General features: G+C 70.9%; 28 protein-coding genes. 24 read left to right on the top strand and 4 right to left on the bottom strand.

All coding sequences use genetic code 11. The features are described 5' to 3' along the window. Positions 1-224: 224 nt before the first annotated feature. A complete protein-coding gene (gene radA / locus FOF52_RS14065) occupies positions 225-1,589 on the bottom strand; it encodes a DNA repair protein RadA (protein ID WP_248590408.1) in 1,365 nt (454 codons plus the stop codon). A 265-nt stretch (positions 1,590-1,854) separates the two neighbouring features. Beyond that, positions 1,855-2,439, bottom strand: coding sequence for a class I SAM-dependent methyltransferase (locus FOF52_RS14060; protein ID WP_248593871.1), 585 nt, complete (start codon positions 2,437-2,439; stop codon positions 1,855-1,857). A 233-nt stretch (positions 2,440-2,672) separates the two neighbouring features. Here FOF52_RS14060 and FOF52_RS14055 point away from each other — a divergent pair, with 233 nt between their 5' ends. From FOF52_RS14055 to ccsB, 10 genes are all read left to right on the top strand, one after another. Continuing rightward, on the top strand, positions 2,673-3,584 hold the full coding sequence (locus FOF52_RS14055) for a sugar phosphate isomerase/epimerase family protein (RefSeq protein WP_248590407.1): 912 nt from the start codon (positions 2,673-2,675) through the stop codon (positions 3,582-3,584). Positions 3,585-3,620: 36 nt separating this feature from the next. After that, a complete protein-coding gene (locus tag FOF52_RS14050) occupies positions 3,621-4,199 on the top strand; it encodes a TetR/AcrR family transcriptional regulator (RefSeq protein ID WP_248590406.1) in 579 nt (192 codons plus the stop codon). 81 nt (positions 4,200-4,280) lie between these two features. Beyond that, positions 4,281-5,075: a pyrroline-5-carboxylate reductase gene (gene proC / locus FOF52_RS14045; RefSeq protein ID WP_248590405.1), complete on the top strand. Its 795-nt coding sequence runs from the start codon at positions 4,281-4,283 to the stop codon at positions 5,073-5,075. A gap of 91 nt (positions 5,076-5,166) precedes the next feature. Beyond that, a complete protein-coding gene (locus FOF52_RS14040; protein ID WP_248590404.1) occupies positions 5,167-6,345 on the top strand; it encodes an acetoin utilization protein AcuC in 1,179 nt (392 codons plus the stop codon). Positions 6,346-6,471: 126 nt separating this feature from the next. Then, positions 6,472-7,269: a phosphatase gene (locus FOF52_RS14035; protein WP_248590403.1), complete on the top strand. Its 798-nt coding sequence runs from the start codon at positions 6,472-6,474 to the stop codon at positions 7,267-7,269. A 298-nt stretch (positions 7,270-7,567) separates the two neighbouring features. After that, complete coding sequence (locus FOF52_RS14030; RefSeq protein ID WP_248590402.1) at positions 7,568-7,771, top strand: helix-turn-helix domain-containing protein; 204 nt, start codon at positions 7,568-7,570, stop codon at positions 7,769-7,771. 180 nt (positions 7,772-7,951) lie between these two features. After that, complete coding sequence (locus FOF52_RS14025) at positions 7,952-8,542, top strand: TlpA family protein disulfide reductase (protein ID WP_482258117.1); 591 nt, start codon at positions 7,952-7,954, stop codon at positions 8,540-8,542. Further along, a complete protein-coding gene (locus FOF52_RS14020) occupies positions 8,539-9,351 on the top strand; it encodes a cytochrome c biogenesis CcdA family protein (RefSeq protein ID WP_248590400.1) in 813 nt (270 codons plus the stop codon). Before FOF52_RS14025 ends, FOF52_RS14020 begins: the two co-directional genes overlap by 4 nt. A gap of 26 nt (positions 9,352-9,377) precedes the next feature. Beyond that, positions 9,378-10,937, top strand: a complete 1,560-nt coding sequence (gene resB, locus FOF52_RS14015; protein ID WP_248590399.1) for a cytochrome c biogenesis protein ResB — start codon at positions 9,378-9,380, stop codon at positions 10,935-10,937. A 3-nt stretch (positions 10,938-10,940) separates the two neighbouring features. After that, entirely contained in the window at positions 10,941-11,933 is a 993-nt protein-coding gene (ccsB, locus tag FOF52_RS14010) for a c-type cytochrome biogenesis protein CcsB (RefSeq protein WP_248590398.1), read from the top strand. 301 nt (positions 11,934-12,234) lie between these two features. Here the strand turns inward: ccsB and FOF52_RS14005 are convergent, their stop codons facing one another. Beyond that, a complete protein-coding gene (locus FOF52_RS14005) occupies positions 12,235-12,582 on the bottom strand; it encodes a PLD nuclease N-terminal domain-containing protein (RefSeq protein ID WP_248590397.1) in 348 nt (115 codons plus the stop codon). A 98-nt stretch (positions 12,583-12,680) separates the two neighbouring features. Continuing rightward, on the bottom strand, positions 12,681-12,884 hold the full coding sequence (locus FOF52_RS14000) for a BldC family transcriptional regulator (RefSeq protein ID WP_248590396.1): 204 nt from the start codon (positions 12,882-12,884) through the stop codon (positions 12,681-12,683). 383 nt (positions 12,885-13,267) lie between these two features. Here FOF52_RS14000 and FOF52_RS13995 point away from each other — a divergent pair, with 383 nt between their 5' ends. From FOF52_RS13995 to nuoK, 14 genes are all read left to right on the top strand, one after another. Beyond that, positions 13,268-13,585, top strand: a complete 318-nt coding sequence (locus FOF52_RS13995) for a DUF4229 domain-containing protein (RefSeq protein WP_248590395.1) — start codon at positions 13,268-13,270, stop codon at positions 13,583-13,585. A 60-nt stretch (positions 13,586-13,645) separates the two neighbouring features. Next, positions 13,646-14,356, top strand: a complete 711-nt coding sequence (locus FOF52_RS13990) for a demethylmenaquinone methyltransferase (RefSeq protein WP_248590394.1) — start codon at positions 13,646-13,648, stop codon at positions 14,354-14,356. Positions 14,357-14,773: 417 nt separating this feature from the next. Continuing rightward, positions 14,774-16,078 (top strand): geranylgeranyl reductase family protein, encoded by a 1,305-nt coding sequence (locus FOF52_RS13985; RefSeq protein WP_248590393.1) that lies wholly within the window; start codon positions 14,774-14,776, stop codon positions 16,076-16,078. A gap of 80 nt (positions 16,079-16,158) precedes the next feature. Then, a complete protein-coding gene (locus FOF52_RS13980; RefSeq protein ID WP_248590392.1) occupies positions 16,159-16,518 on the top strand; it encodes an NADH-quinone oxidoreductase subunit A in 360 nt (119 codons plus the stop codon). A gap of 73 nt (positions 16,519-16,591) precedes the next feature. Continuing rightward, on the top strand, positions 16,592-17,149 hold the full coding sequence (locus FOF52_RS13975) for a NuoB/complex I 20 kDa subunit family protein (protein ID WP_248590391.1): 558 nt from the start codon (positions 16,592-16,594) through the stop codon (positions 17,147-17,149). After that, positions 17,146-17,904 carry an NADH-quinone oxidoreductase subunit C gene (locus FOF52_RS13970; protein ID WP_248590390.1) on the top strand — a complete coding sequence of 253 codons (759 nt, stop codon included), beginning with the start codon at positions 17,146-17,148 and terminating at the stop codon, positions 17,902-17,904. Before FOF52_RS13975 ends, FOF52_RS13970 begins: the two co-directional genes overlap by 4 nt. Then, positions 17,901-19,205, top strand: coding sequence for an NADH-quinone oxidoreductase subunit D (locus FOF52_RS13965; RefSeq protein ID WP_248590389.1), 1,305 nt, complete (start codon positions 17,901-17,903; stop codon positions 19,203-19,205). Before FOF52_RS13970 ends, FOF52_RS13965 begins: the two co-directional genes overlap by 4 nt. Further along, a complete protein-coding gene (nuoE, locus tag FOF52_RS13960) occupies positions 19,202-19,927 on the top strand; it encodes an NADH-quinone oxidoreductase subunit NuoE (protein ID WP_248590388.1) in 726 nt (241 codons plus the stop codon). The genes FOF52_RS13965 and nuoE overlap by 4 nt, the downstream gene beginning before the upstream one ends. Further along, complete coding sequence (nuoF, locus tag FOF52_RS13955) at positions 19,924-21,240, top strand: NADH-quinone oxidoreductase subunit NuoF (protein ID WP_248590387.1); 1,317 nt, start codon at positions 19,924-19,926, stop codon at positions 21,238-21,240. Before nuoE ends, nuoF begins: the two co-directional genes overlap by 4 nt. Then, a complete protein-coding gene (locus tag FOF52_RS13950) occupies positions 21,240-23,723 on the top strand; it encodes an NADH-quinone oxidoreductase subunit G (protein WP_248590386.1) in 2,484 nt (827 codons plus the stop codon). Before nuoF ends, FOF52_RS13950 begins: the two co-directional genes overlap by 1 nt. Beyond that, entirely contained in the window at positions 23,720-25,075 is a 1,356-nt protein-coding gene (nuoH, locus tag FOF52_RS13945) for an NADH-quinone oxidoreductase subunit NuoH (RefSeq protein WP_248590385.1), read from the top strand. Before FOF52_RS13950 ends, nuoH begins: the two co-directional genes overlap by 4 nt. Next, on the top strand, positions 25,068-25,619 hold the full coding sequence (gene nuoI / locus FOF52_RS13940) for an NADH-quinone oxidoreductase subunit NuoI (protein WP_248590384.1): 552 nt from the start codon (positions 25,068-25,070) through the stop codon (positions 25,617-25,619). Before nuoH ends, nuoI begins: the two co-directional genes overlap by 8 nt. Beyond that, positions 25,616-26,482 (top strand): NADH-quinone oxidoreductase subunit J, encoded by an 867-nt coding sequence (locus tag FOF52_RS13935; protein ID WP_248590383.1) that lies wholly within the window; start codon positions 25,616-25,618, stop codon positions 26,480-26,482. The genes nuoI and FOF52_RS13935 overlap by 4 nt, the downstream gene beginning before the upstream one ends. After that, entirely contained in the window at positions 26,470-26,769 is a 300-nt protein-coding gene (nuoK, locus tag FOF52_RS13930; RefSeq protein WP_016189259.1) for an NADH-quinone oxidoreductase subunit NuoK, read from the top strand. The genes FOF52_RS13935 and nuoK overlap by 13 nt, the downstream gene beginning before the upstream one ends. Positions 26,770-26,787 lie beyond the last annotated feature (18 nt).

Here is a 26,787-nt window from a genome sequence, read left to right as displayed (position 1 = left end):
GAGGGGCCTGGGAACGCTCCCAAGCAAGGGGCCGGAACGGTGACAGGAGAAGATCGGGATGCTCGTTCATCGGTCGCCACACCTGTGGCGCGGATCACCATAAAACACGGAAAACGCACAAGTCAAAGATCAGTCACCCAGAGTGACCGAAGTGGGGTGGGGCGGCGGAAGCCGCCGAGCGGCTCCCCCGGTGGGACGGAAGCGGTCCGTGCACCGCCGTCCGGTCAGCGGCGCAGCTCGGGGAAAGCGGTGAGCAGCGCCTGTCCCAGGTCGGAGACGCCCACGGTGCTGATGCCCTCCACCTGGACCGGATCGTCGGCGTCGGCGGGCACGATCGCGGTGGTGAACCCCAGCCGCTGCGCTTCCAGGAGCCGCCGCTGCAGGCCGCTGACCACGCGCACGTCGCCGGCCAGCCCCACCTCGCCGATGGCGACCATCCCCCGGGGCAGCGCCAGGTCGGTGTGCGACCCCGCCAGCGCCAGGGCCAGCGCCAGGTCCACCGACGGCTCCACCAGCCGGACCCCGCCGACCGTGGAGGTGTAGACGTCGGCCGCGCCCATCCGCAGGTTGACCCGCTTCTCCAGCACCGCCAGCACCATCGCGACCCGGGCCGAGTCCAGCCCCGAGGTGGCACGGCGCGGCTGCGGCAGCGCGGTCGGCGCCACCAGCGCCTGCACCTCGGCGATCAGGGGACGCCGTCCCTCGACGGTGACCGTGACGCAGGTCCCCGGGACCGGCTCGGTGCGGCGGGTGAGGAACAGGCCGCTCGGATCGGGCAGGCCCACGATGCCGGAGTCGGTGAGCTCGAAGCAGCCGATCTCGTCGGTGGGGCCGTACCGGTTCTTCACCGCGCGCAGCATGCGCAACTGCGAGTGCCGGTCCCCCTCGAACTGCAGTACCACGTCCACCAGGTGCTCCAGCACCCGCGGCCCCGCGATGGAGCCGTCCTTGGTGACGTGTCCGACCAGGACGGTGGCGATGTTGCGCTCCTTGGCCAACCGGATCAGACCGGCGGCGACCTCGCGCACCTGGGTGACTCCCCCCGGGACGCCCGGGACGTCGGGCGCGCTCATGGTCTGCACCGAGTCGACGACCAGCAGCCGGGGCGCCACCTCGTCGACGTGCCCGGCCAGCGCGGCCAGCGAGGTCTCCGCCGCCAGGTAGAGCTTGGGCGCCAGCGCGCCCACCCGCTCGGCCCGCAGCCGCACCTGCCCCGCCGACTCCTCGCCCGTCACGTACAGCACCGGACCCAGCGCGGCGTAGCGCGCGGCCACCTCCAGCAGCAGGGTGGACTTGCCCACCCCGGGCTCGCCGGCGAGCAGCAGGACCCCGCCGGGCACCACCCCGCCGCCCAGCACCCGGTCGAGCTCCGCCAGGCCGGTCGGCGACGCCTGCGCGGCCTCCACGTCGATCTCGGCGATGGGGCGCGCGGGCGTCCCCGACCGGACCGGGGTCACCCCGCCCGCCACCGGTGCCGAGACCTCTTCCACGGTGCCCCACGACTGGCAGTCGCCGCAGCGGCCCACCCACTTCGGAGCGGTCCACCCGCACTCGGTACACCGGAACGTCCGCTTCGCTGCCCTCGCCATACCTGCACGCTAGCGCCTGCCGGGGACAGCCGGGACGGACGGGGCGGGACCGCGGGAGAACAGGGAGCGATTTTCCGGCGGCGGACCGGAACCAGACGGCGGTGTGCGCTGTCGCATAGAGACGAGAACACGATTCGGGAGAGTCCAGCCTCCGCCCCCGGAGGAAACACCGTACCCCCACCGCACCACGAGTCCTGCACACCGGCGCCTACGGGACCCTCACGTTCCTGTGGCGCTCCTGACGGAGGAGGTGGCCGTGCCCCGGTCAGTACCCCCGCCACCAGAGGTTCACCGCGTGGTCGACCTCCGGGCCCCGGTGCCCGTCGACGATCCCCCGGGCCGGGCCCGGGGGGAACTCGATGCGCGCCACGGCCTCGAAGTCCGCGCGGCTCTCGAACCACCGGCCCGTGTCCACCGACCGCCGGGTGAACCCGCGACCGCTCCGGAAGCGCTCGACCGCCGACGGGCCGTGGGACGGCAGCGACCGGCGGAACCAGCCGCCGAAGGCGCTGCGGGCGGCGCCGTTGTCGATGACGAACGCCGCTCCGCCGCGCCGCATCACCCGGTCCGCTTCGACCAGCCCCGGCTCGCAGCCGGGACCGAAGAAGGACGCCCACCGCGCGTGCGTCACGTCCACCGAGGCGTCGGCGGCCGGAAGCCGCTGCGCCACCCCGGTGTGTACGGTGGCGTCGGGCAGCGTCCGCACGCGCGCCCGAGCCGCCTCGGCGAGCCGCTGCGGCTCCACCCCGGTCACCCACCGCGCCTCGACGGCGAAGCGCGGCAGGTGGAAACCGGTACCGCAGCCGGTGTCCAGGACGTGCGCCCCGGTCCGGGGCCGGATCCCGCGCATCGCCTCCTCGATCCGGCCCCCGGGGGCGGCGGCGCGGTTCTCCGCCTCGTAGGTGCACGGAGCGCTCCAGACGTCGGGGCCGGGAATCGCCCCGGTGAGCTTTTTGTTCCCCGGAATGACCCTCACGACGACGCGGGGACGCCCGCCTCGGTCTGGCGAGCACGGCGCGCCGCCCCCCACGGGCCACTCGTGCGGCAGGGAATTTCGTCACGACAGCACGTATGGTGGTTCAAGTGAACGCTATCCAGGTTCCAGACGCCCCCGTCGTCCTCTCGACGGCGTCGGTGTACCCGGAGAAGACCCCGGCGGCCTTCGAGATCGCCGCCAAACTCGGCTACGACGGCATCGAGGTCATGGTCACCTCGGACCCGGTCAGCCAGGACGTCGACATGCTCCGCCGCCTGTCGGACTACCACCAGGTCCCCATCACCGCGATCCACTCCCCGTGCCTGATCTTCACCCAGCGGGTGTGGGGCCGCGATCCCTGGGTCAAGCTCGTCAAGTCCAAGGAGATGGCCGAAGCGCTGGGCGCCACGACCGTCGTGGTGCACCCTGCCTTCAAGTGGCAGCGCGAGTACGCCAAGGACTTCGAGAAGGGCATCCAGCGGATGCAGGACGAGACCGACGTCGTCTTCGCCGTCGAGAACATGTACCAGGTGCGCATGCGGGGCAGGGAGGTCGTCCCCTACGCACCCAGCTGGAACCCGCTGGACCGCGACTACCCCGACGTCACCCTGGACCTCTCGCACACCGCCATGTCGCAGTCGGACGCCATGGACATGGCGCGTCGGCTCGGCGACCGCCTCTCCCACGTGCACCTCGCGGACGGCGTCGGCGGGGGCAACCTCGACGAGCACCTGATCCCCGGCCGGGGCAACCAGCCCTGCGCGGAACTCCTGGAGTACCTCGCCGACCGCGACTACCGGGGCCAGATCGTGCTGGAGGTCAACACCCGCAAGTCCGACCGCGAGGGACGGCTGACCGAACTGGCCGAGGCGCTGGCGTTCACCCGGCTGCACTTCGCGCGGAGCGCGCGGCACACGGCCGAGCCGGAACGCGAGCGGATCGTGGTGCACTCGGCGGCCTCCGCCGCCCCCCGGGTGTTCTCGGTCGGCGGCGACGGCACGGTCAGCGGCACGGACTGACGGACACGGGAACGACAACGGACAGGACGGGACGGGGTGGCTCGGACCGGACGGCGCCCGGGAGCGACGCGCACCCGCGAGGAGATCCTGCGGGCGGCGCGCCTGGACTTCGCCGAGAAGGGGTACGACGGCGCCTCGGTGCGCGGCATCGCCCGGCGCGCCGGGGTGGACCCCGCCCTGGTGCACCACTACTTCGGCACCAAGGACCAGGTGTTCGTCGCGGCGATGGAGATCCCCTACGACCCCGGCGAACTGCTGGAGCGGATCATGCTCGACCCGGAGCACGACCCCGCCGAGGCGGTGGTCCGCACCTTCCTGCGGGTCTGGGACGACGAGCACGGCCGGGCGCCCTTCGTCGCCCTGCTCCGCTCGGCCATGACCAGCGAGCGGGCCGCGGACGTCCTGCGCGGCTTCATGACCGACGTCCTCGCCCGGCAGATCGCGCCCAAGATCGGGGTGGAGCCGCTGCGGGCCGGCCTGATCGCCTCCCAGCTGTTCGGCATGGTCCTGGTGCGCAGCGTGATCCGCGCCGAACCGCTGGCCTCGGCCGACCCGGAGCAGGTCGTGGCCCACTACGCCCCGGCCGTCCGCCTGGTCATGGGAGAACGGCGGTGATCCGGACGGCGGGGTGGGAGCACCGGCCGCGTCCCGCTACCGTCGGGACCGTCGGAGCAGACGTCGGAAGGGTGTGACCGCATGATCGCGATCATCGGGGCGGGCCGGATGGGCGAGGCCCTGCTCGCCGGAATCCTCAACACCGGGCAGGACCCGGCCGGGGTCCTCGTCAGCGAGGCGCGCCGGGAACGCGCGGAGGAGCTGCGCGACCGCTACGGGGTCGCCGCCGTGTCCGCGGTCGAGGCCGCCTCCCGCGCCGAGACGCTGCTCCTCGCGATCAAACCGCAGGACATGGTCGAGGCGCTGAACGAGATCGCCGCGGCGCTGCCGCCCGGACGCCTGGTCGTCTCCGTCGCGGCCGGGATCACCACGGCCGTGCTGGAGAAGCACCTCCCCCCCGAGACCGCCGTGGTGCGGGCCATGCCCAACACCCCCGCCCTGGTCGGCCAGGGGATGACCGCGCTCGCCGCCGGAGCGCGCGCCTCCGAGGAGCACCTGGCGCGCGCCGAGGCCCTGCTCCGCTCGGTCGGCGAGGTGCTGCGCGTCCCGGAGCGGCACCTGGACGCCGTCACCGCGCTGTCCGGCAGCGGACCGGCCTACTTCTACCTCGTCGCCGAGGCGATGATCGAGGCCGGTGTGCTCATGGGGCTGCCGCGGCCGACCGCCGAGCGGCTGGTCGCGCAGACCGCGGCGGGCTCCGCGGCGATGCTGCGCGACTCCGGCGAGCACCCCGTCCTGCTGCGCGAGGCCGTCACCTCGCCCGGCGGGACCACCGCCGCCGCGCTGCGGGAGCTGGAACGCCACGGGGTGCGCAGCGCCCTGACCGACGCGGTCGAGGCCGCGCGCAGACGGAGCGCCGAACTGTCCGAGGGCTGAGCCGGCCCGGGCGGACGGGGCGATCCCCGCGAACCCGGGCGTTTCCCGTCAACTAATGTGGTGTGGAACACCGCCACTGACGGGAGGGCGTATGGCCTGTTCGCTGCGTATCGCATGGGACGACGGGCTGGTCGGCTACAACTTCGGGCCGCAGCACCCGCTCGCGCCCGTCCGGGTCGAGCTGACGATGGACCTCTGCCGCCGGCTCGGGGTCTTCGACGCGCCCGGCGTCTCCTTCGCGCCGGTCGAGCCGGCTGACGAGGCGCTGCTGGAACTCGTCCACGACCGCGACTACATCGCCGCCGTCAAGCGGGCCGGACAGACCCTCCAACCCGACGAGACCTACTCCCTGGGGACCCTCGACAACCCGGTCTTCGCCAACATGCACGAGGCGTCCGCGCTGATCGCGGGCGCCTCCGTGGCGGCGGCGCGCGCGGTGTGGACCGGGGAGGCCGAGCACGGGGCGAACATCGCGGGCGGCCTGCACCACGCCATGCCCAAGAAGGCGTGGGGCTTCTGCGTGTACAACGACGCGGCGGTGGCCATCGCCTGGCTGCTGGAGCAGGGCGCCAAGCGGGTCGCCTACGTCGACGTGGACGTCCACCACGGCGACGGGGTGCAGGAGATGTTCTACAACGACCCCCGGGTGCTGACCATCAGCCTGCACGAGTCCCCGCTGACGCTGTTTCCCGGCACCGGCTACCCGGAGGAGATCGGCGGCCCCGACGCCGAGGGGTACGCGGTCAACGTGGCGCTGCCCGCGGGCACCAACGACGCCATGTGGCTGCGTGCCTTCCACGCCGTCGTGCCGCCGCTGCTGCGCGAGTTCCAGCCGGAGGTGCTGGTCACCCAGCAGGGCTGCGACACCCACACGCTCGACCCGCTGGCCAACCTGACGCTCAGCCTGGACGGGCAGCGCCGCACCTACGAGGCCCTGCACGAACTGGCCAAGGAGACCGCCGCGGGGCGCTGGGTGCTGCTCGGCGGCGGCGGATACGAACTCGTGCAGGTGGTGCCGCGGGCCTGGAGCCACCTGCTGGCGCAGGCGGCGGGCCGTCCGATCGACCCCGACAGCCGCACCCCCGACGAGTGGCACGAGTTCGTCAAGCAGCGCACCGGCGAGGTCGCCCCCCTGCACATGACCGACGGGCGGAAGGCCGACTACACCCCGTTCGAGGCGGGCTTCGACCCGGCGGACGCGGTGGACCGCGCGATTCGGGCCACCCGCACGGCGGTGTTCCCCTGCCACGGCATCGACCCGATGCTGTGACGGGCCCCGCCAGCGGACGTCGGGCCGGGGAAGAGTTCGCCACCGTGTGAACGGGGTACGACATCGCCGGGATGATCCGCAATTGTCGGAATACTGGCATTGGTGAGAAACAAGGGGGTCCTACCCGTGACGCCGCCCTCCCGCGCGGAGCTCATCGACCACCTCGTGCGCACCGGCATCGCCGGTCAGGTCAACACCCCGAGACAGAACAACCTCAAGCACTACCGGCGGCTGGTCCAGGGAGACCCCTACCACCAGTTCGGACTGACCTTCTCCCGGGAGTGGACGTTCTCCGACGTCCTCGCGCTCATGTCCAAACGCTGCGGCGTCGTCGCGGACGAGAGCTACCTGTGGGGGATCGACACCATCGACCCCGACCGCACCGTGGACGCCCTGGAGACGGTGGCCGACCGGCTGGCCAGGGCCGCGCGCGACCGTGAGCGCGTCATGGTCGCCACGGGGCACCCCAAGAACCTGGGCGAGCTCTACCGGACCTGGAAGGACCTGCTCGCCGGGCACGGGTGCGAGGTGGTCACCGCCGCCGCCGGATACTCCTACGACGTCTCCGGGGAGTACCCCCCGACCCGCCGCATCCTGGTCTGGCGCGACGAGGTGGGCATGGTGGTGGACGGCAACGACCCCAGGCACAGCCACCACCCCTTCGCGATGCGCGCGGCACTGGCCCGCCTGACGGAGGAGGGCACACCGTGGCCGCAGTTGGTCATCGCCGACCACGGCTTCGCGGGCGCGGCGGGCGAGGCCGGAGTGGCGACCGTCGGTTTCGCCGACAGTAACGATCCTGCGCTCTTCCTGGGAGAACACGAAGGAAAACTTCACGTCACGGTGCCCCTCGACGACGGATACCAACCTGACGACTACCGTCCGCTTTCGGACTACGTGATTCATCGGGCCGGACTGGTCTGAAAACCGTTTCCGGGTCCCGGCCACCGGTCCGCCGGACGAAAAACGCAGCTCACGACGGGGCCGTCCCGGTGCCTGGGCCTCGTACCCATGTCTCAAACCTCCGCCGCCGCCTGCCGTCCCGCCGCCGGGCGGCGGGCGAAAACCGCTCTTCTCATGACGTGACCCGGGATTTACTCTGAGAACAGACGGATCGGAAGTTGTCGGGTGAGACACGAGCGCGACCGGGCGCGGCGTGGGAGGCCGGTACGCGAGGCAGGCAGGGACGCGGGCGCACGTCCGGGAAAGAGAGCGTCAGGACATGAGCGGGAGCAAGGGTTCGCTGGGAGAGGTGAGGTTCCTGACCGTGGCCGAGGTGGCCGCGATCATGCGGGTCTCCAAGATGACGGTCTACCGAATGGTGCACTCCGGGACGCTGCCGGCCATCCGGGTGGGGCGCTCCTACCGGGTGCCGGAGCGGGCCGTGCACGACTACCTCCGCGAGGCGTTCGTCCAGGCGGGCTGAGCCACGGATGCTCGGGGGCGGTGCGGGGCATCGCCCCTGCGTGCTCCTGCGGACGGTACCCACGGGCCCCCGACGTGGCCTCCCGGGCGTCTACTACACTTCGTCGTTGTTGATGCTTTCTCCACCGCATCCCGCTGACGAGGTTCTTCCGCGATGCCCTTCACCAGTCCAGGCCCCCGAGTGCGCGCTGCCGTGCTGCGCGGTGTCGCCGCCGTGGCGGTTCTGGCCGCCCTGGTCGGCTGCGCCGGAAAGGTCGACACCGGAGCGGCCAGCGAGGACGACCGCTACATCTCGGGAGACGGATCCAGCACCCTGTTCCCCGCCGCGGAACGGGAACCGGCCCCCCGGGTCGAGGGCGAGACACTGGACGGCGATCCGGTCAGCCTCGCCGACTACTCCGGCGACGTCGTGGTGGTGAACTTCTGGGCCAGCTGGTGCGCGCCGTGCCGGGCCGAGACCCCGGTCCTCAACGAGGTCAGCGCCGAGCACGCGGACGAGGGGGTGCGCTTCCTCGGCGTCAACATCAAGGACAACCTCACCTCCGCGCAGGCGTTCGAACGCAACAACGAGGTCGGCTACCCGAGCCTGTACGACCAGCCGGGCGAGATCCCGCAGGCGTTCCGCGACACCGTCCCGCCGCAGGCCATCCCCAGCACGCTGGTCATCGACCGGCAGGGCCGCATCGCCGCCCGGGTCATCGGCGCCACCGACTACCGGGAGCTCACCGACCTGGTCGGCACGGTCGCCGCCGAGGACGCTGATTCCCCGTGATCGCCGAAACCGTCCTCTCCGGCTCCCTCCTCCTCGCCGTCCCGCTGGCCACGGCCGCCGGCCTGGTCTCCTTCCTGTCCCCGTGCGTGCTGCCGCTCGTGCCCGGGTACCTGTCCTACGTGACCGGACTGACCGGGGCCGACATCGCCGCGCACAGCCGCGGCGAGGTCCGCACCGACGCGGGCGACGGCACCGCGAAGGTCACCACGGTCGACGACCTCATGGTCTCCCGGCGGTGGACCATGCTCGTCGGGAGCCTGCTGTTCATCGCGGGCTTCAGCGCGGTCTTCGTGTCCGTCGGGGTGTTCGTCGGCGGCGTCGGCGGACTGCTGCTCGACCACTCCGAGGCCATCACCCGTGTCCTCGGCGCGGTGACCGTCGTGCTGGGGCTGGCGTTCATGGGGCTCGTCCCCGGCTTCAACCGCGAGTTCCGCATCCACCGGCTGCCCGGCGCCGGCCTGGCCGGGGCCCCGCTGCTGGGCGTGCTGTTCGGTCTGGGCTGGACCCCGTGCATCGGGCCGACCCTGGCGGCCGTGCAGTCCCTGGCCTTCATGGAGGGCAGCGTCGCCCGGGGGGCGCTGCTGTCGCTGAGCTACTGCCTGGGCCTGGGACTGCCGTTCGTCCTGGCCTCCCTGCTCTACCGCCGGGCCCTGGGCGCCTTCGACTGGGTCAAGCGCCACTACCGGCTCGTCACCGCCGTGGGCGGCGCGATGCTGGTCGTGGTGGGACTGCTCCTGGTCACCGGTCTGTGGACCGGTGTCACCGCCGTCATGCAGGGCTGGACCGCGAACTTCACAACGGTGATCTAGCAGTGACCTCAAGCCGACCGAGCACGGTGACCGAACCGCCCAGGACCGAGCCCTCCGCGCCCGCGCTCTCCCCTCTGGGGTGGGCGCGCTGGGCCTGGCGCGTGCTGACCTCCATGCGCACCGCGCTCGTCCTGCTGTTCCTGCTCGCCCTGGGGGCGATCCCGGGGTCGCTGCTGCCCCAGCGCGCAGTCAGCGTCGAACAGGTCCAGAACTACTACCTGGAGAACCCCGACCTCGCTCCGGTCCTGGACCGGCTCTTCCTGTTCGACGTCTACGCCTCGCCCTGGTACTCGGCGATCTACCTGCTGCTGTTCATCTCGCTGGCGGGGTGCGTGCTGCCGCGGGCCGCGGCCCACTACCGGCTGATGCGCGCCCGGCCGCCGAGGACGCCGCGCCGTCTCGACCGGATGCCGTACTCGGCGACCCTTGAGGTCGACGCCGCTCCCGAACAGGTGCTGGCCGAGGCCCGGGAGCTGCTCAAGGGGCACCGGATCGCCGACCACGGCGACTCGCTGTCGGCCGAGACCGGCTACCTGCGCGAGACCGGCAACGTCGTCTTCCACCTGTCGCTGCTGGGGCTGCTGGTGTCGCTGGCGTGCGGCTCCTTCTTCGGCTACCGGGGCAACATGCTCCTCGTCGAGGGGGACGCGTTCGCCAACACGCTGACCTCCTACGACGCCTTCCATCCGGGCACCGCGGTGGATCCGGCCGCCATCCAGCCGTTCTGGATGCGGCTCGACGACTTCGAGGCCTCCTTCGTCGAGGACGGCGGCATGACCGGCCAGGCCGAGAGCTACCGCGCCGACGTCACCTACCGGGAGAGCCCCGAGGAGCCGGAGCGGACCCACGTCCTGGCGGTCAACCACCCGCTCCGGGTGGACGGCGCGCAGGTCTACCTGCTGGGCCACGGCTACGCCCCGACCTTCCGGGTCACCGACGCCGACGGGCGGGTGGTCTTCGACCAGGCGGTGCCGTTCCTGGACCGAGGGGACGGCAACTTCACCTCCGACGGAGTGGTGAAGGTGCCCGACATCGCCCCCGAACAGCTCGGCTTCACCGGTGTGTTCCTCCCGTCGGCGGCCACCGACGACAGCGGCGACCTCGTCTCGGACTTCCCGGACGCGCGCAACCCGATGGTGGTGCTCAAGGGCTTCGTCGGCGACCTGGGCCTGGACAGCGGCAACCCCCAGTCGGTGTACCAGCTGCACACCCAGCGGATGGAGGAGGTGGGGGACTCCCCGCCGCTGGCCGTGGGCGACAGCTGGGAGCTGCCCGACGGCGCCACCATCGAGTTCACCGGCTACCGCGACTACATCAGTCTCCAGGTCACCAGTGACCCCGCCCGGCCCTACGCGCTGGCCAGCGCGGTCGCGGCGGTGCTGGGACTGCTGTGCACCCTGTTCGTGCAGCCCCGGCGGACATGGATCCGCGCCCGCCGGGGAGAGGACGGACGGACCGTGGTCGAGGTCGGAGGACTCGTCAAGACCGGGGGGACCGCACCCCTGCGGCGGTTCCACGAGCTGACCACCCAGTTGAACCGGCGACTGCGGCGGTCAGACCGCCAGGCAGACATGGAGAAGGAGTAAGCGGTGCATGTTCTCGCTGCGGACGGCGCGGTCGATCCCGCGCTGTCAGACCTCAGCGACAATCTGGTCCTCTGGATGATCGTGGTCTACGCGGTCGCCCTGTTCCTCTTCGTGTTCGAAGCGGCCTACGGGCGCCGTGAGTCCCTGAAGGGCACCCGTCTGGTCGCGGTCGGCGCGGAGGACGGGGAGAGCGGCGACGGCGTGCGGGTGAACCTGCGCGAGCGGGAGCCCGAGGCCAAGGCGTCCCGGCATTTCCTCGGCAAGGTCGGCATGGCCGTGACGGTCGTGGGCCTGCTGCTCAACCTGGCCCAGATCGTCACCCGCGGCCTGGCGGCGGACCGCTGGCCGTGGGGCAACATGTTCGAGTTCGTCATCGCGATCTGCCTGTGCGGGGTGGCGGCGTTCCTGTTCGCGGCCCTCCGCTACCGGGCCCACTACCTCGGCGCGTTCGTGCTGGTGCCGGTGCTGCTGCTGCTCGGTATCGCGGTCCGCTGGCTGTACTCGGAGAGCGGACCGGTGGTCCCGGCGCTGGACTCCTACTGGATCGCCATCCACGTCTCCGCGCTGATCCTGGCCACCGGCGCGTTCATGGTCTCGGGATCGGCGACCATCACCTACCTGGTGGCCCACCGTACCGAAGCCAGGAAGGCCCTGGGGGAGCAGGTCAGCGCCATCGCCGCCAAGCTGCCCAGCGCCGAACTGCTGGACCGGGTCGCGCACCGCATGATCGTGCTGGCCTTCCCGCTGTGGACCTTCGGTGTCATCGCCGGGGCGATCTGGGCGGACGAGGCGTGGGGCCGCTACTGGGGCTGGGACCCCAAGGAGGTGTGGTCCTTCATCACCTGGGTCGTCTACGCCGCGTACCTGCACGCCCGTGCCACGGCGGGCTGGCAGGGCAAGAAGGCCGCGTGGATCAGCCTGATCGGCTTCGGCTGCCTGCTGTTCAACTTCTTTGGGGTGAACTACCTGTTCAGCGGGCTGCACAGCTACGCCTGACCGGCGCTGCCCCGTTCCCGGCCGGGCCTCCGGACGCGTGCCGGGGCCGACCCGGGCGGATGCTGATCGGCCCGGGACGGGGTCCTGCCGGCACCGGACGGCCCCCTCCGAGGCCGCGTCGACGCCGTCGTCCCCTCCGGGCCCCGGCCCGGGGGACGCAGACACCCGTGCGGGGTGTTCGACCGGGAAGCCCCGGCCCCGAACACCCCGCACGGGCGTGAGACGGGCAGTTGACCTTCTGTGCCGCGACGCCCCCGGAATCCTCCGGCTCGGGGGGCGGGCCTGCGCTGTGCCTGCGTGCTCACTCCTCCGGGTTGATGCGCTTGTCGAGCCGCCGAAGGAACTCGGGGTCGTCGTCCGGACCGAGCGGGCGGCTGCGCCCGGACGGCCGGTGAAAGTCCGAGGGGTCCAGATGGTCGGCGGAGGAGACCGGCACCGAGGAGGAGACCGCCGTGTCGGAACGCGTGTGGGGACGTCCGAGGAAGAGCCACAGCAGCGGGCCGACCACCGCGAACAGCACGATGATGAGCAGCCAGAGCACCTTGGGAAGGGTGCGGACTTCCTCAGCGGGGCAGGTGAGCGCGTCGAAGAACGCGTACACCCAGAGCACGATTGTGAGCAGCGTAATCAGGCCACCGAGCCAAACCATGTCTTCCAGCCTATCCGGGGTGTGACCTGGATGTGCGGGTGTGGAACACCACGGAACGAGACCGGTACCGTCCGGGGAACGCCGCGGATCCGCGCAGCTCAGTGCGAGGGTTCGGGGGTCTCCCCGTGCAGCAGGGCGCGGACTTCAGACTCCCGGAAGCGGCGGTGCCCCCCGGGCGTGCGGATGCTGCTGATCCGTCCGGAGGCGGCCCACCGGGTGACCGTCTTGGGATCGACTCGGAAGAGGGAGGCCACCTCTCCCGGGGTCAGCAAGCGTTCAGTCGTTCTCTCCACCTTCACCATCCCCCTTCACACCCGACCCGGACGTGGTACAGGCGTTTGATCCCCTAGTGTGCATGAGTTGGGCTGTTTCCTCCCTAGTTTTCGGAAAGATGCGGGGCAACGTAGGCGGGCGCGGGCAGATGTGACCGGAACGTGATATCCGTCTCAGAAGACTTCCGGGCACTGTCCCGGAACGGGGCGGCGGCGACCGGTGCGCCTCTCCCGGAGGGGCCGCGCTCGCCCCGTCGAAACCGCCCCTTAGGCTGTGAAGAGGGACGATGCCCTGCCACGGGCCGTGTGCGAGCCCCGGGACCAGGCGGCTGCACGCCATGCCCGGGCCCGGTCCGCGGCATGTGCGCCACCGTCCCGGTCATCGGTCGATCCGCCCGTTGTGAGGCAGTTCCATGCGCAACTTCATCGCTTATACCGCGGCCCGCGTGTTGCTCTTCGCGATCGCTCTCGGCGTGGTGTACCTGCTCGGCGCCCGGGAGGTGCTCGCGGTCCTCCTCGCTCTGGTGATCAGCGGGCTGGTGAGTTTCGTGCTGCTGTCCAGACAGCGCGACGCGCTGTCCGCCTCACTGGTGCGCGGCGCGGGGCGGATGCGCAGCATGGGGCAGCGGCTCGACGCGGGCGCCGCCAAGGAGGACCACCTCCAGCAGGCTCCGGCCGAGGGGCCCGCGTCCGCCGAAGCGGAACGGGGCGCGGCCGAACAGCGCTCGTGACCCGGCTGCGGCCCGGGGACGGGGCGGGGCGGGCGCGGCGCACCCTCTAGGCTGTGCACCATGATCCGTGCCGAACTGGACAAGGACCCCCGGGACGTCGCCGCGATGTTCGACACCATCGCGGGCCGTTACGACCTGCTCAACAGCGTCCTCTCGTTGGGACGGGAGCGCCACTGGCGCCGGGCCGTCGTCAACGCGGTCGACGCCTACAGCGGGGAACTGGTGCTCGACCTCGCGGCCGGAACCGGGACCTCCTCGGAGTCCTTCGCCCGCCGCGGAGCGCGGGTCATCGCCTGCGACTTCTCGCTCGGCATGCTCCGGATCGGCGCCGAACGCCGGGGCGGAGCCTCCCGCAGGGGCGTCACCGTGGTGGCGGGGGACGCGCTGGCCCTGCCGTTCGCGGACGAGACCTTCGACGCCGTCACCATCTCCTTCGGGCTGCGCAACGTCAGCGACGTGGACCGGGCGCTGGCGGAGCTGCGGCGGGTCACCAAGGTCGGCGGGCGCCTGGTCATCTGTGAGTTCAGCCACCTTCCGGTGCGGACGCTGGACCGCATCCTGGGCAAAGGACTGGAGGTCGGCCTGCCGCTCGTGGCGCGCGGCCTCAGCGACAACCCCGACGCCTACGCCTACCTGTCGGAGTCCATCGGCGCCTGGCCCGACCAGCCCGCGCTCGCCCGGCGGATCCAGGCGGCCGGATGGTCCCGGGTGGCCTGGCGCAACCTCACCTTCGGGGTGGTGGCGCTGCACCGCGCCTACCGGGAGGGCTGAACCGGGCGGTGCGGACACGTCCGGCTGCCTCCGCGTCCGCAGGGGCGCGGAGGCAGCCGGGTTGGCGTCCGGGAGCGGGAGGATCGGACCGGCTGCTCTCGGTGAGGAGTTCTGGGGGCGACTGTTCCGGTTTGGGGCTGTTTGGGCGTTTTGTCGGGACCGTGGTCCCATAACAGGCAAAACGGTCAATTCTTCCTTCGTTTCCCTTCACCTGGTTTTTAAACCCCTAGGTCGCGGGGGCCGGCCCCAAACCCCGCCAAGGACGACCTGGGGTCGCTCGCGGGTCGCAGAAGGTCTAGACTTCGACTTGAAGACCTTGTGAAGCACTTCACAAGGGGGCGAGTCATATTTCCTTTTTTGGACAGCCACAACACTCGATCCCCCGTGTGGAACCACGCCGAGCAGTCAGGACCATCCGTGAGCCAGACAGCACCGATCCCAGCCGTAGCCACCACGACCCCGCAGGACGAGGCAGACGTCATCGTCGTCGGAGCGGGTCCGGCGGGGAGCACGGCCGCCTACTACCTGGCCACCGCCGGTCTCGACGTCCTGCTGCTGGAGAAGACCGCCTTCCCGCGCGAGAAGGTCTGCGGAGACGGACTCACCCCGCGTGCCGTCAAGCAGCTCGTCGCCATGGGCGTCCCGGTGGAGGAGGAGGGCTGGATCCGCAACCGCGGCCTGCGGATCATCGGCGGCGGCGTCCGGCTCGAACTGCCCTGGCCCGACCTCGCCGAGTACCCCGACTACGGCCTGGTCCGCACCCGCCGCGACTTCGACCAGACCCTGGCCCGGCACGCGGTCAAGTCCGGTGTCCGGCTGCTGGAGCGCACCAACGTCACCGCGCCCCTCATCGACGAGCGCAGCAACCGCGTCGTCGGGGTCAGCGCCAGGGACGCCGAGGGCCGCACCCGCCACTTCCGCGCCCCCCTCGTCCTGGCGGCCGACGGCAACTCCTCGCGCCTGTCGATCGCGCTGGGGATCCGCAAGCGCGACGACCGCCCGATGGGCGTGGCGGTGCGCACCTACTTCACCAGCCCCCGGCACGACGACGACTACCTGGAGTCCTGGCTGGAGCTCTGGGACAACAGCGACGGCAAGGAGGTGCTGCTCCCCGGCTACGGCTGGATCTTCGGGGTCGGCGACGGCACCAGCAACGTGGGGCTGGGCATCCTCAACTCCACTGCCTCCTTCCAGAAGGTCGACTACCGCAAACTGCTGCGGCGCTGGACCCGGAGCATGCCCGAGGAGTGGGGCTTCACCGAGGAGAACCAGCAGGGCCCGGTCCGCGGCGCCGCCCTGCCCATGGGCTTCAACCGGACCCCGCACTACGCCCGCGGCCTGATGCTGGTCGGCGACGCGGGAGGCATGGTCAACCCCTTCAACGGCGAGGGCATCGCCTACGCGATGGAGGCCGGCCGGATCGCCGCCGACGTGGCCGTCCAGGCGCTGAGCCGCCCGACCCAGCAGGCCCGCGAACGCACCCTGCTGCGCTACCCGGAGATCCTCCGGGACACCTACGGCGGCTACTACACGCTGGGGCGCTACTTCGTGAAGATGATCGGCAACCCCGCGTTCATGAAGTACGCCACCAAGTACGGACTCCCGCGGCCCCTCCTGATGCGCTTCACCCTCAAGATGCTGGCCAACCTCACCGACCCCAGCCACGGCGACGCGATGGACCGGCTGATCAACGGCCTGTCCAGAATCGCGCCGGCCGCGTGAGACAACTCAGGAGACCCATCTCGCGAGAACGGCAGGACATGAACCTCTTTCGCGTACAACCCAGAGGGAGCGGCTAGCCGATGGAGCTGTACACCCCCATCTTCGTACTCGGCGGTATCGGCGCCGCCTTCGTGATCGTCTCGATGGTCGTCGGAGCGATCGCCGGGCCCAAGCGCTACAACCGCACCAAACTCCAGGCCTACGAGTGCGGCATCGACCCCACTCCGCAGCCTGTGGGCGGCGGTCGGTTCACGGTCAAGTACTACCTGACGGCGATGCTGTTCATCGTCTTCGACATCGAGGTCATCTTCCTGGTGCCCTGGGCGGTGCACCTCGACGCGCTCGGGATCTTCGGCCTGGTCGTGATGATCCTGTTCCTCGTCAACGTCTCGATCGCCTACGTCTACGAGTGGCGTCGCGGCGGCCTCGAATGGGACTGATCCGCATGACCGACCCGCATCCGATCCCCAGTCGTCCCACTGAGATCGCAGAACCGGAAAGGGGGTTCGCCTGATGGGTCTCGAAGAGAAGCTGCCCAGTGGAGTCCTGCTCACCACGGTCGAACAGATCGTCGGTTTCGTCCGCAAGACCTCCATGTGGCCCGCGACCTTCGGTCTGGCCTGCTGCGCCATCGAGATGATGGCGGTCGGCGGCCCGCGTTACGACATCGCACGCTTCGGCATGGAGCGCTTCTCGGCCACGCCGCGCCAGGCCGACCTGATGATCGTGGCCGGACGCGTGAGCCAGAAGATGGCTCCGGTCCTGCGCACGATCTACGACCAGATGGCGGAGCCCAAGTGGGTCATCGCCATGGGCGTGTGCGCGTCCAGCGGCGGCATGTTCAACAACTACGCCATCGTCCAGGGCGTCGACCACATCGTTCCGGTGGACATCTACCTCCCCGGTTGTCCGCCGCGCCCCGAGATGCTGCTGGACGCCATCCTCAAGCTGCACGACAAGGTCCAGAACACCAAGCTCGGCGTGCACCGCGACCGTGAGATCGAGGAACTGGAGCAGCGGCGCCTGCGGGCGCTGCCGCTGATCCAGCAGACGGAGGAAGCCGCCCGATGACCTCCAACGAGCACCAAGGTAAGCCTAACCTACCAGAAAAGGACAATCTCCCCGCGGAGCAGGGGCAGCAGCGCCTCAACGCGCCGATCGCCCGCACGGGCATGTTCGGCGCCAGGACCTCGGGAGACACCTCCGGCTACGGAGGGCTGCGCGTCTACCGTCCCGCGCCCACCGCGTCCGAGCGCCCCTACAGCGACCCCGACGACCCGCGCACCGCCTACTTCGACGAGGTCGCCGACGCGCTGGAACGCTCCCTCAAGGAGGTCGGGACGTCCTACGACACCGCGATCAAGCGCGTCGTCGTGGACCGCGGCGAGATCACCTTCCACGTCCAGCGCGAGCACCTGGTCGAGGTGGCCTCCCGGCTGCGCGACGACCCGGCGCTCCGCTTCGAACTGTGCCTGGGGGTCAACGGCGTCCACTACCCCGACGACACCGGCAACGAGCTGCACGCCGTCTACGAGCTGCGCTCCATCACGCACAACCGCGAGATCCGGCTTGAGGTGACCTGCCCCGACGCCGATCCGCACATCCCCTCGATCGTGGGCGTCTACCCCACCAACAACTGGCACGAGCGGGAGGCCTGGGACTTCTTCGGAATCGTCTTCGACGGCCACCCCGCCCTCACCCGTATCCAGATGCCCGACGACTGGCACGGCCACCCCCAGCGCAAGGACTACCCGCTGGGCGGAATTCCGGTCGAGTACCGCGGGGCCACGATCCCCCCGCCGGACCAGCGGAGGTCGTACGCATGACCACTCCAACCGAGACCTACGTCGACGCCTCCGGAGGCGACTGGGACGAGGTGGTCGCCGCGGCCCGGGAGGGCCAGCCCGACCGTCTCGTCGTCAACATGGGCCCCCAGCACCCCTCCACGCACGGGGTGCTCCGGCTCATCCTCACCCTCGACGGCGAGACCGTCACCGAGGCCCGGGTCGGTATCGGCTACCTGCACACCGGCATCGAGAAGAACATGGAGTACCGGACGTGGACGCAGGGCACCACGTTCGTGACCCGCATGGACTACCTCACGCCGCTGTTCAACGAGACCGCCTACTGCCTGGCCGTCGAGAAACTGCTCGGCATCACCGACCGCATCCCCGAGCGCGCCAACGTCATCCGCGTGATGATGATGGAGCTCAACCGGATCTCCTCGCACTTCGTCGCGATGGCCACGTTCGGCATGGAGCTGGGCGCGACGACGGTCATGACCAGCGGGTTCCGGGAACGCGAGATGGTCCTGGACATCTTCGAGATGGTCACCGGCCTGCGCATGAACCACGCCTACGTCCGCCCCGGCGGCGTGGCCCAGGACCTTCCCCCGGGCACCGTCGGGAAGGTACGCGAACTGCTCACCGAGATGCCCAAGCGGCTGACGGACCTGCGCAAGCTCCTCGACGCCAACCCCGTCTACCTGGCGCGCACCCGTGACGTCGCCTACCTCGACGTCACCGGATGCCTGGCGCTGGGCGTCACCGGACCGATCCTGCGCGCCGCCGGCCTGCCCTGGGACCTGCGCAAGGCCAAGCCCTACTGCGGCTACGAGAACTACGAGTTCGACGTCCCGGTCTCCGACGGAGCCGACGTCTACGCCCGCTACCGGGTGCGCATGGCCGAGATCGAGGAGAGCCTCAAGATCATCGAACAGTGCCTGGACAAGCTCAAGCCGGGCCCGGTGATGATCGAGGACGCCAAGATCGGCTGGCCCGCCCAGCTCGCCCTCGGCCCCGACGGCCTGGGCAACGCGCCCTCCCACATCGCCCACATCATGGGCGGCGGCGGTTCCATGGAAGCCCTCATCCACCACTTCAAGCTCGTCACCGAAGGCTTCCGGGTGCCCCCGGGCCAGGCGTACGCGGCGGTGGAGAGCGCCAAGGGCGAACTCGGCTGCCACGCGGTCAGCGACGGCGGCCCCCGCCCCTACCGGGTGCACTTCCGGGACCCCTCGTTCACCAACCTCCAGGCCGTGGCGGCCATGTGCGAGGGCGGCACCGTCGCCGACGTCGTCGCCGCCGTGGCCAGCATCGACCCCGTGATGGGAGGCGTCGACCGATGAGTACGCCCCAGACTCCCGACAACCCCGGCGTCTTCACCGGGGAGAACCGCGCCCGCCTTGAGCTGGACGCCAAGGAGATCATCTCCCGCTACCCCAAGGCGCGCTCGGCGCTGCTGCCGCTGCTGCACCTGGTGCAGTCGGAGGAGGGCTACGTCAGCAACGACGGCATCGCCTTCTGCGCCGACCAGCTCGGCCTCACCGCCGCCGAGGTCACCGCGGTGGCCACGTTCTACACGATGTACAAGCGCCGCCCCGTCGGCGAGTACCACGTGGGCGTGTGCACCAACCCGCTGTGCGCGGTGATGGGCGGCGACGAGATCTTCGCCACGCTCAAGGAGCACCTGGGCGTGGAGAACGACGAGACCACCGAGGACGGCAAGATCTCCCTGGAGCACCTGGAGTGCAACGCCGCCTGCGACTTCGCTCCGGTGGTCATGGTCAACTGGGAGTTCTTCGACAACCAGACCCCCGAGTCGGCCAAGAAGCTCGTCGACGACCTGCGCCTGGGCAAGGACGTCAAGCCGACCCGCGGCCCCGACCGCCTGTGCACCTGGAAGCAGGCCTCCCGGGTGCTGGCCGGATTCGACGACGGCCGCGCCGCCGAGGGCCCGCAGGCCGGAGAAGCCTCCCTGGCCGGACTCCGGCTGGCCCGCGAACGCGGCTGGCAGGCACCCGACCCGGCGGCCTCGGCCGCCCCGGCCGACGAGGAGGGGACCAAGTGACCACGCTGACCCCGGTGCTGTCCCGCAACTGGGACCGCGCCGACTCCTTCACCCTCGCCGCCTACCGGGACGGCGGCGGGTACGAAGCCCTGCGCAAGGCCCTGACCATGCAGCCCGACGCCATCGTCGACCTCGTCAAGGCGTCCGGGCTGCGCGGCCGCGGCGGCGCGGGCTTCCCCACCGGGATGAAGTGGGGCTTCCTGCCCAAGGACAACCCCAAGCCGCGCTACCTCGTCGTCAACGCCGACGAGTCCGAGCCCGGCACCTGCAAGGACATCCCGCTGATGCTGGCCAACCCGCACGTGCTGATCGAGGGCGTCGCGATCGCCTCCTACGCGATCAACAGCAACCAGGCCTTCATCTACGTGCGCGGCGAGGTCCTGCACGTCATCCGGCGGCTGCGGCACGCCGTCGCCGAGGCCTACGAGGCCGGACTGCTCGGCAAGGACATCCTGGGCAGCGGCTTCGACCTCGACGTGGTCGTGCACGCCGGGGCGGGCGCCTACATCTGCGGCGAGGAGACCGCCCTGCTGGACTCCCTGGAGGGCTACCGGGGCCAGCCCCGCCTCAAGCCGCCGTTCCCCGCCGTGGCGGGCCTGTACGCCTCGCCGACCGTGGTCAACAACGTCGAGTCCATCGCCAGTGTGCCCAGCATCGTCGCCAACGGCGCCGACTGGTTCAGCTCCATGGGCACCGAGAAGTCCGCCGGATTCGGCTTCTTCTCCCTGTCCGGCCACGTCGAGAAGCCCGGACAGTACGAGGCCCCGCTCGGGGTGACGCTGCGCGAACTGCTCGACATGGCCGGCGGCATCCGCAACGGACACCGGCTCAAGTTCTGGACCCCCGGGGGCTCCTCCACCCCGATCTTCACCGAGGAGCACCTGGACATCCCGCTGGACTTCGAGTCCGTCGGCTCGGCCGGGTCCATGCTGGGTACCCGGGCCCTGCAGATCTTCGACGAGACCACCTCCGTGGTCCGCGTGGTGCGCGGCTGGATCGAGTTCTACGCGCACGAGTCCTGCGGCAAGTGCACGCCGTGCCGCGAGGGCAACTCCTGGATGGTCCAGGTGCTGCGCCGCATCGAGGCCGGAAAGGGCACCCAGGAGGACGTCGACACGCTGCTCGACATCTGCGACAACCTGCTCGGGCGCTCCTTCTGCGCGCTCGGGGACGGTGCGACCAGCCCGGTGACCTCGGCGATCAAGTACTTCCGGGAGGAGTTCATCGCGGGCACCCACACCCCCGCGTGGGAGCTGTTCCCGTATCAGCGCACCACTCGCTGGGCGAACGAGTCCGTGGAAGAGGACGCCTGATGACAGTCACGACCAACACCTCCGCGGGCGGGTCCCCCGCGGTGCCGCCGGAGGACCTCGTCACCGTCACCATCGACGGATTCGAGATCCAGGTCCCCAAGGGCACCCTGCTGATCCGCGCGGCCGAGCTGCTCGGCATCCAGATCCCGCGGTTCTGCGACCACCCGCTGCTCGACCCGGTCGGCGCCTGCCGCCAGTGCCTGGTGGAGATCCCCGACATGGGCAACGGGCGCGGCATGCCCAAGCCACAGGCCTCCTGCACCATCACCGTCATGGACGGCATGGTCGTCAAGACCCAGCTGACCTCGCCGGTGGCGGAGAAGGCCCAGCGCGGCATCATGGAGTTCCTGCTCGTCAACCACCCGCTGGACTGCCCGGTCTGCGACAAGGGCGGCGAGTGCCCGCTGCAGAACCAGGCGATGTCGCACGGGCAGGGCGAGAGCCGCTTCGTCGACGTCAAGCGGACCTTCCCCAAGCCGATCCCGCTGTCCACGCAGGTGCTGCTGGACCGGGAGCGCTGCATCCAGTGCGCCCGCTGCACCCGCTTCTCCGCGCAGATCGCCGGCGACCCGTTCATCGAACTGATGGAACGCGGTGCCCAGGAGCAGGTGGGCATCGCCGAGGGGCAGCCCTTCCAGTCCTACTTCTCCGGCAACACCGTGCAGATCTGCCCGGTCGGCGCGCTCACCGGAGCCGCCTACCGGTTCCGCTCCCGCCCCTTCGACCTGGTGTCCACGCCCAGCGTCTGCGAACACTGCGCCTCCGGCTGCGCGCAGCGCACCGACCACCGGCGAGGCAAGGTCACCCGGCGGCTGGCCGGCGACGACCCGCAGGTCAACGAGGAGTGGAACTGCGACAAGGGCCGGTGGGCGTTCACCTACGCCACCCAGCCCGACCGGCTCAGGCACCCGCTGGTGCGCGACGAGGACAGCCGCGCCCTGGAGGTCGCCTCCTGGCCCGAGGCGCTGTCCGTCGCGGCCCGCGGCCTGGCCGCCGCCCGCGGCCGGGTGGGCGTGCTCACCGGCGGCCGGCTCACCCTGGAGGACGCCTACGCCTACGCCAAGTTCGCCAGGATCGCGCTGCGCACCAACGACATCGACTTCCGCGCCCGCCCCCACTCCGCGGAGGAGGCCGAGTTCCTCGCCGCCCGGGTCGCCGGACACGGCATCGAGGTCTCCTACAGCGACCTGGAGAAGGCGCCCGCGGTCCTGCTCGCCGGATTCGAACCGGAGGACGAGTCGCCCATCGTCTTCCTGCGGCTGCGCAAGGCCGTCCGCAGGAACGGCACCCGGGTGTTCTCCGTCGCGCCCTACACCAGCCGGGGCCTGGCCAAGACCGACGGGACCCTGATCCCCACCGTCCCCGGCGGTGAGGCGAGCGCCCTGGCCTCGCTGGGCACCGTCGCCCCCGAGGCGCTGGAGGCGCTGCGCGACCCGGGCGCGGTCATCCTGGTCGGGGAACGCCTCGCCGAGGCCCCCGGGGCCCTGTCGGCCGCGGCCCACCTCGCCGACACCACCGGGGCCCGCCTGGCCTGGGTGCCGCGCCGCGCCGGAGACCGGGGCGCCATCGAGGCCGGAGCGCTGCCGAACCTGCTGCCGGTGGGCCGACCGGTCACCGACGCGGTGGCGCGCGCCGAGGTCGCCCGGGCCTGGTCGGTCGCGGACCTGCCCGCCGCCGAGGGCCGCGACACCGCGGGCATCCTCGCCGCGGCCGCGGCCGGACAGCTCGACGCCCTGGTCGTCGCGGGTGTCGACCTGGACGACCTGCCCGACCCACAGGCGGCGCGGGCCGCGCTGGCGAAGGTGCCGTTCATCGTCAGCCTGGAGCTGCGGGCCAGCAACGTCACCGACCGGGCCGACGTGGTGTTCCCGGTAGCCGCCGTCGCCGAGAAGTCCGGCACGTTCGTCGACTGGGAGGGCCGGGGCCGTCCCTTCGGCACCGCGCTGAAGGTGCCCGGGGCCATGTCCGACCTGCGGGTGCTGGCGGCGATCGCCGACGAGATGGACGTCCACCTGGGACTGCCCGACGCGGCCGCCGCCCGCCGCGAACTCGCCGAACTGGGCGCCTGGCGGGGAACCCCGCTGCCCACCCCGGTGGCCCGCCCCGCCGAGGCCCCCGTCCCCGAGGCCGGCCAGGCGGTCCTGGCCACCTGGGACCAGCTGCTCGGCCGGGGACGGATGCAGGACGGCGAACCCCACCTGGCCGGGACCGCCCGCCCCGCCGTCGCCCGCCTCTCGGCCGCCACCGCCGCCGAGATCGGCCTCGCCGACGGCCAGACGCTGCGGGTCGAGGGCCCGGCCGGAGCGGTGCGCGTCCCGGCCGCCGTCACCGAGATGCCGGACCGCGTGGTGTGGCTGCCGACCAACGCGGCGGGCTGCGCCGTCCGACGCGACCTCGGCGCGAGCACGGGGACCGTGGTGTCCCTGGCCGTGGACGACGGCACGCCCGTCGAGACCGCGACGAGTGCTGGGAGTGAGAAGTGACACCGACGACCGTCAGCGCGGCGGCTCTGAACGCCGAACCGGGGCTGGACGCCTTCGGCACCGATCCCTGGTGGATCATCCTGATCAAGGCCCTGGCCGTGTTCGTCTTCCTCATGCTGTGCGTGCTGATGATGATCATGGCCGACCGCAAGGTCATGGGCCGCATGCAGCAGCGCCACGGCCCCAACCGGTTCGGCCCGTGGGGCCTGCTGCAGTCCCTGGCCGACGGCGTGAAGCTGTCGCTCAAGGAAGACCTCATCCCGCGCACCGTCGACAGGGCCGTCTACATCGCGGCGCCGATGATCGCCGCGATCCCGGCCTTCATCGCCTTCTCGGTGATCCCGGTGGGCCCCGAGGTCACCATGTTCGGCGTGCAGACCCGACTGCAGCTCACCGACCTGCCGGTGGCGGTCCTGCTGGTGCTGGCCACCGCCTCCATCGGCGTCTACGGCATCGTGCTCGCCGGGTGGTCCTCGCGCTCGCCGTACCCCCTGCTGGGTGGTCTGCGCGCGTCGGCCCAGGTGATCAGCTACGAGATCGCGATGGGGCTGTCCTTCGTGGCGGTCTTCATCTACGCGGGCACGCTCAGCACCTCGGGGATCGTCGAGGCCCAGCAGAGCGTCTGGTTCGCGGTCATCCTGTTCCCGTCCTTCGTGATCTACCTGATCACGATGATCGGTGAGACCAACCGGCTGCCCTTCGACCTCGCCGAGGGCGAGGGCGAACTCGTCGGCGGGTTCATGACCGAGTACTCCTCGATGAAGTTCACCATGTTCTTCCTCGCCGAGTACGTCAACATGGTCACCGTCGCGGCGATGAGCGTCACGCTGTTCCTCGGCGGCTACCTCGCCCCGCCGCCGATCACCGCCTTCTGGCCGGGCGCCAACGAGGGCTGGTGGCCCGCGCTGTGGTGGCTCATCAAGTTCGTCTGCGTGATGTTCCTGTTCATCTGGGCGCGCGGCTCCCTGCCCCGGGTCCGCTACGACCAGCTCATGCAGCTCGGCTGGAAGATCCTCATCCCCGTGCAGCTGGTCTGGATCACCGCGGTCGCCGTCATCCGGGTGCTCAACAACGAGAACTACCCCGGCTACGTCACCGCGGCCGTCATCGTCACGTTCGGCCTGCTGATCTTCGTCGGACTGTGGGCCTGGGGCCGTGCCGCGGCCCGGGCCAGGGCACAGGAGGCGGCCGAACACGAGGCCGAACTGCGGGCCCGCCGCGAGAACCCGATGTACGGGGGCTTCCCCGTGCCGCCCATGACCGCTCCGCACTACGGCAGCAGCGTGGCCGCGGAGAACCCCCGTTTCCAGCCGACCTCGGCCCCCAAGCGTGAGGAGGTTTCCGGTGCTTGAGTGGCTCAATCCCGTCAAGGGGTTCGGCGTCACCTTCCACACGATGTTCAAGAAGGTGCCGACCGTCGAGTACCCCGAGGTCAAGGCGCCCACCATGCCCCGCTTCCACGGCCGCCACCAGCTCAACCGCTGGCCCGACGGCCTGGAGAAGTGCATCGGCTGCGAGCTGTGCGCCTGGGCCTGCCCCGCCGACGCCATCTACGTCGAAGGCGGCGACAACACCGAGGAGGAGCGCTACTCCCCGGGCGAACGCTACGGGCGCGTCTACCAGATCAACTACCTGCGCTGCATCCTGTGCGGGCTGTGCATCGAGGCGTGCCCCACCCGGGCGCTCACCATGACCAACGAGTACGAGCTCGCCGACGACAACCGCGAGAGCCTCATCTACACCAAGGAGCAGCTGCTCGCCCCGCTGCTGGAGGGGATGGAGGCGCCGCCGCACCCCATGCGGCTCGGTGAGACCGAGGAAGACTACTACCGGCTCGGACGCGACGACACCGCGGCGGCCCGCGCCGACGAGCAGAACAGCGAGGCTGTTCAGTGAACACCGTCCCGCTTCAGACAACGGCCGTCGCCGCCGCCATCGGCGGCGGCGAGGCCGCGACCTTCTACGTCCTGGGCGCCGTCGTGGTACTCGCCGCGCTCGGTGTGGTCTTCAGCCGCAGGGCCGTCTACTCCGCGGTCATGATGGCCGTGGTGATGATCGGCCTCGCCGTCTTCTACGGGATCAACGAGGCGCCGTTCCTGATGGTCGTGCAGATCGTCGTCTACACCGGCGCCGTGCTGATGCTCTTCCTGTTCGTCCTCATGCTGGTGGGCGTCAGCTCCTCCGACTCCCTGGTGGAGACGATCCGGGGACAGCGGCTGCTGACCGCGGTCATCGCGCTGTGCTTCCTGGTTCCGCTGGTCAGCGGGCTGGGCGCCATCGTGGCGGGTGAGCCCGTCGGCCTGGCCGCCGGGGTCGCCGCCGCGGGCGGCAGCATCCCGTGGATCGCCAGCGAGGTCATCTACCGCTACGTCATCGCCTTCGAGGCGACCGGGGCCCTGCTCATCACCGCGGTCCTCGGCGCCCTGGTGCTGGCCCACGCCGCCCGCACCAAGAAGCGGCGCACCCAGCGGCAGATGTCGCAGGACCGCATCCGCGGCGACCACCCGGCGCCGCTGCCCGCTCCCGGCACCTACGCCCGGCACAACGCCATCGACATGCCGGCGCTGCTGCCCGACGGCTCGGTCTCCAAACTCTCGCTCAACCCGGTGCTGGCCGCGCGCAACCCCGAGGAGCAGCGCGGTGTTCCAGAGGACATGAGGTACTCGATCGGCGCGGCGCCCGAACGGGGCGACCGGTCGGACGCACAGGACTCCGACGGTGACGGACAACGGGAGGACGAGGGCTCGTGGACCCGATGAACTACATCGTGCTCGCGGCGATCGTGTTCACCATCGGCGCCGTGGGCGTCCTGGTGCGGCGCAACGCGATCATCGTGTTCATGTGCGTCGAGCTGATGCTCAACGCCTGCAACCTCGCCTTCGTCGCCTTTGCCCGGATGCACGGCGGCATCGAGGGCCAGGTCATCGCCTTCTTCGTGATGGTGGTCGCGGCCGCCGAGGTCGTGGTGGGCCTGGCCATCATCATGCAGATCTTCCGAACCCGCAGGTCCGCGTCGATCGACGACGCCAACCTGCTCAAGAACTAGGGCGGGGGCACGACGACG

Origin of the sequence: Thermobifida alba (assembly GCF_023208015.1) — a bacterium.
GTDB lineage: Bacteria > Actinomycetota > Actinomycetes > Streptosporangiales > Streptosporangiaceae > Thermobifida > Thermobifida alba.
This window is presented reverse-complemented; position numbering and strand designations above follow the sequence as displayed.

Bases quoted from the DNA above. Each gene is read 5' to 3' on its own strand.
- FOF52_RS13975 (WP_248590391.1), top strand. From the start codon at position 16,592: ATGGGTCTCGAAGAGAAGCTGCCCAGTGGAGTCCTGCTCACCACGGTC.
- FOF52_RS14060 (WP_248593871.1), bottom strand. From the start codon at position 2,439: ATGCGCGGGATCCGGCCCCGGACCGGGGCGCACGTCCTGGACACCGGC.
- FOF52_RS14000 (WP_248590396.1), bottom strand. From the start codon at position 12,884: ATGGTGAAGGTGGAGAGAACGACTGAACGCTTGCTGACCCCGGGAGAG.
- nuoE (WP_248590388.1), top strand. From the start codon at position 19,202: ATGAGTACGCCCCAGACTCCCGACAACCCCGGCGTCTTCACCGGGGAG.
- FOF52_RS13970 (WP_248590390.1), top strand. From the start codon at position 17,146: ATGACCTCCAACGAGCACCAAGGTAAGCCTAACCTACCAGAAAAGGAC.
- FOF52_RS13965 (WP_248590389.1), top strand. From the start codon at position 17,901: ATGACCACTCCAACCGAGACCTACGTCGACGCCTCCGGAGGCGACTGG.
- FOF52_RS13995 (WP_248590395.1), top strand. From the start codon at position 13,268: ATGCGCAACTTCATCGCTTATACCGCGGCCCGCGTGTTGCTCTTCGCG.
- FOF52_RS14005 (WP_248590397.1), bottom strand. From the start codon at position 12,582: ATGGTTTGGCTCGGTGGCCTGATTACGCTGCTCACAATCGTGCTCTGG.
- FOF52_RS13980 (WP_248590392.1), top strand. From the start codon at position 16,159: ATGGAGCTGTACACCCCCATCTTCGTACTCGGCGGTATCGGCGCCGCC.
- FOF52_RS14030 (WP_248590402.1), top strand. From the start codon at position 7,568: ATGAGCGGGAGCAAGGGTTCGCTGGGAGAGGTGAGGTTCCTGACCGTG.
- FOF52_RS13990 (WP_248590394.1), top strand. From the start codon at position 13,646: ATGATCCGTGCCGAACTGGACAAGGACCCCCGGGACGTCGCCGCGATG.
- proC (WP_248590405.1), top strand. From the start codon at position 4,281: ATGATCGCGATCATCGGGGCGGGCCGGATGGGCGAGGCCCTGCTCGCC.
- radA (WP_248590408.1), bottom strand. From the start codon at position 1,589: ATGGCGAGGGCAGCGAAGCGGACGTTCCGGTGTACCGAGTGCGGGTGG.
- FOF52_RS13950 (WP_248590386.1), top strand. From the start codon at position 21,240: ATGACAGTCACGACCAACACCTCCGCGGGCGGGTCCCCCGCGGTGCCG.
- FOF52_RS14040 (WP_248590404.1), top strand. From the start codon at position 5,167: ATGGCCTGTTCGCTGCGTATCGCATGGGACGACGGGCTGGTCGGCTAC.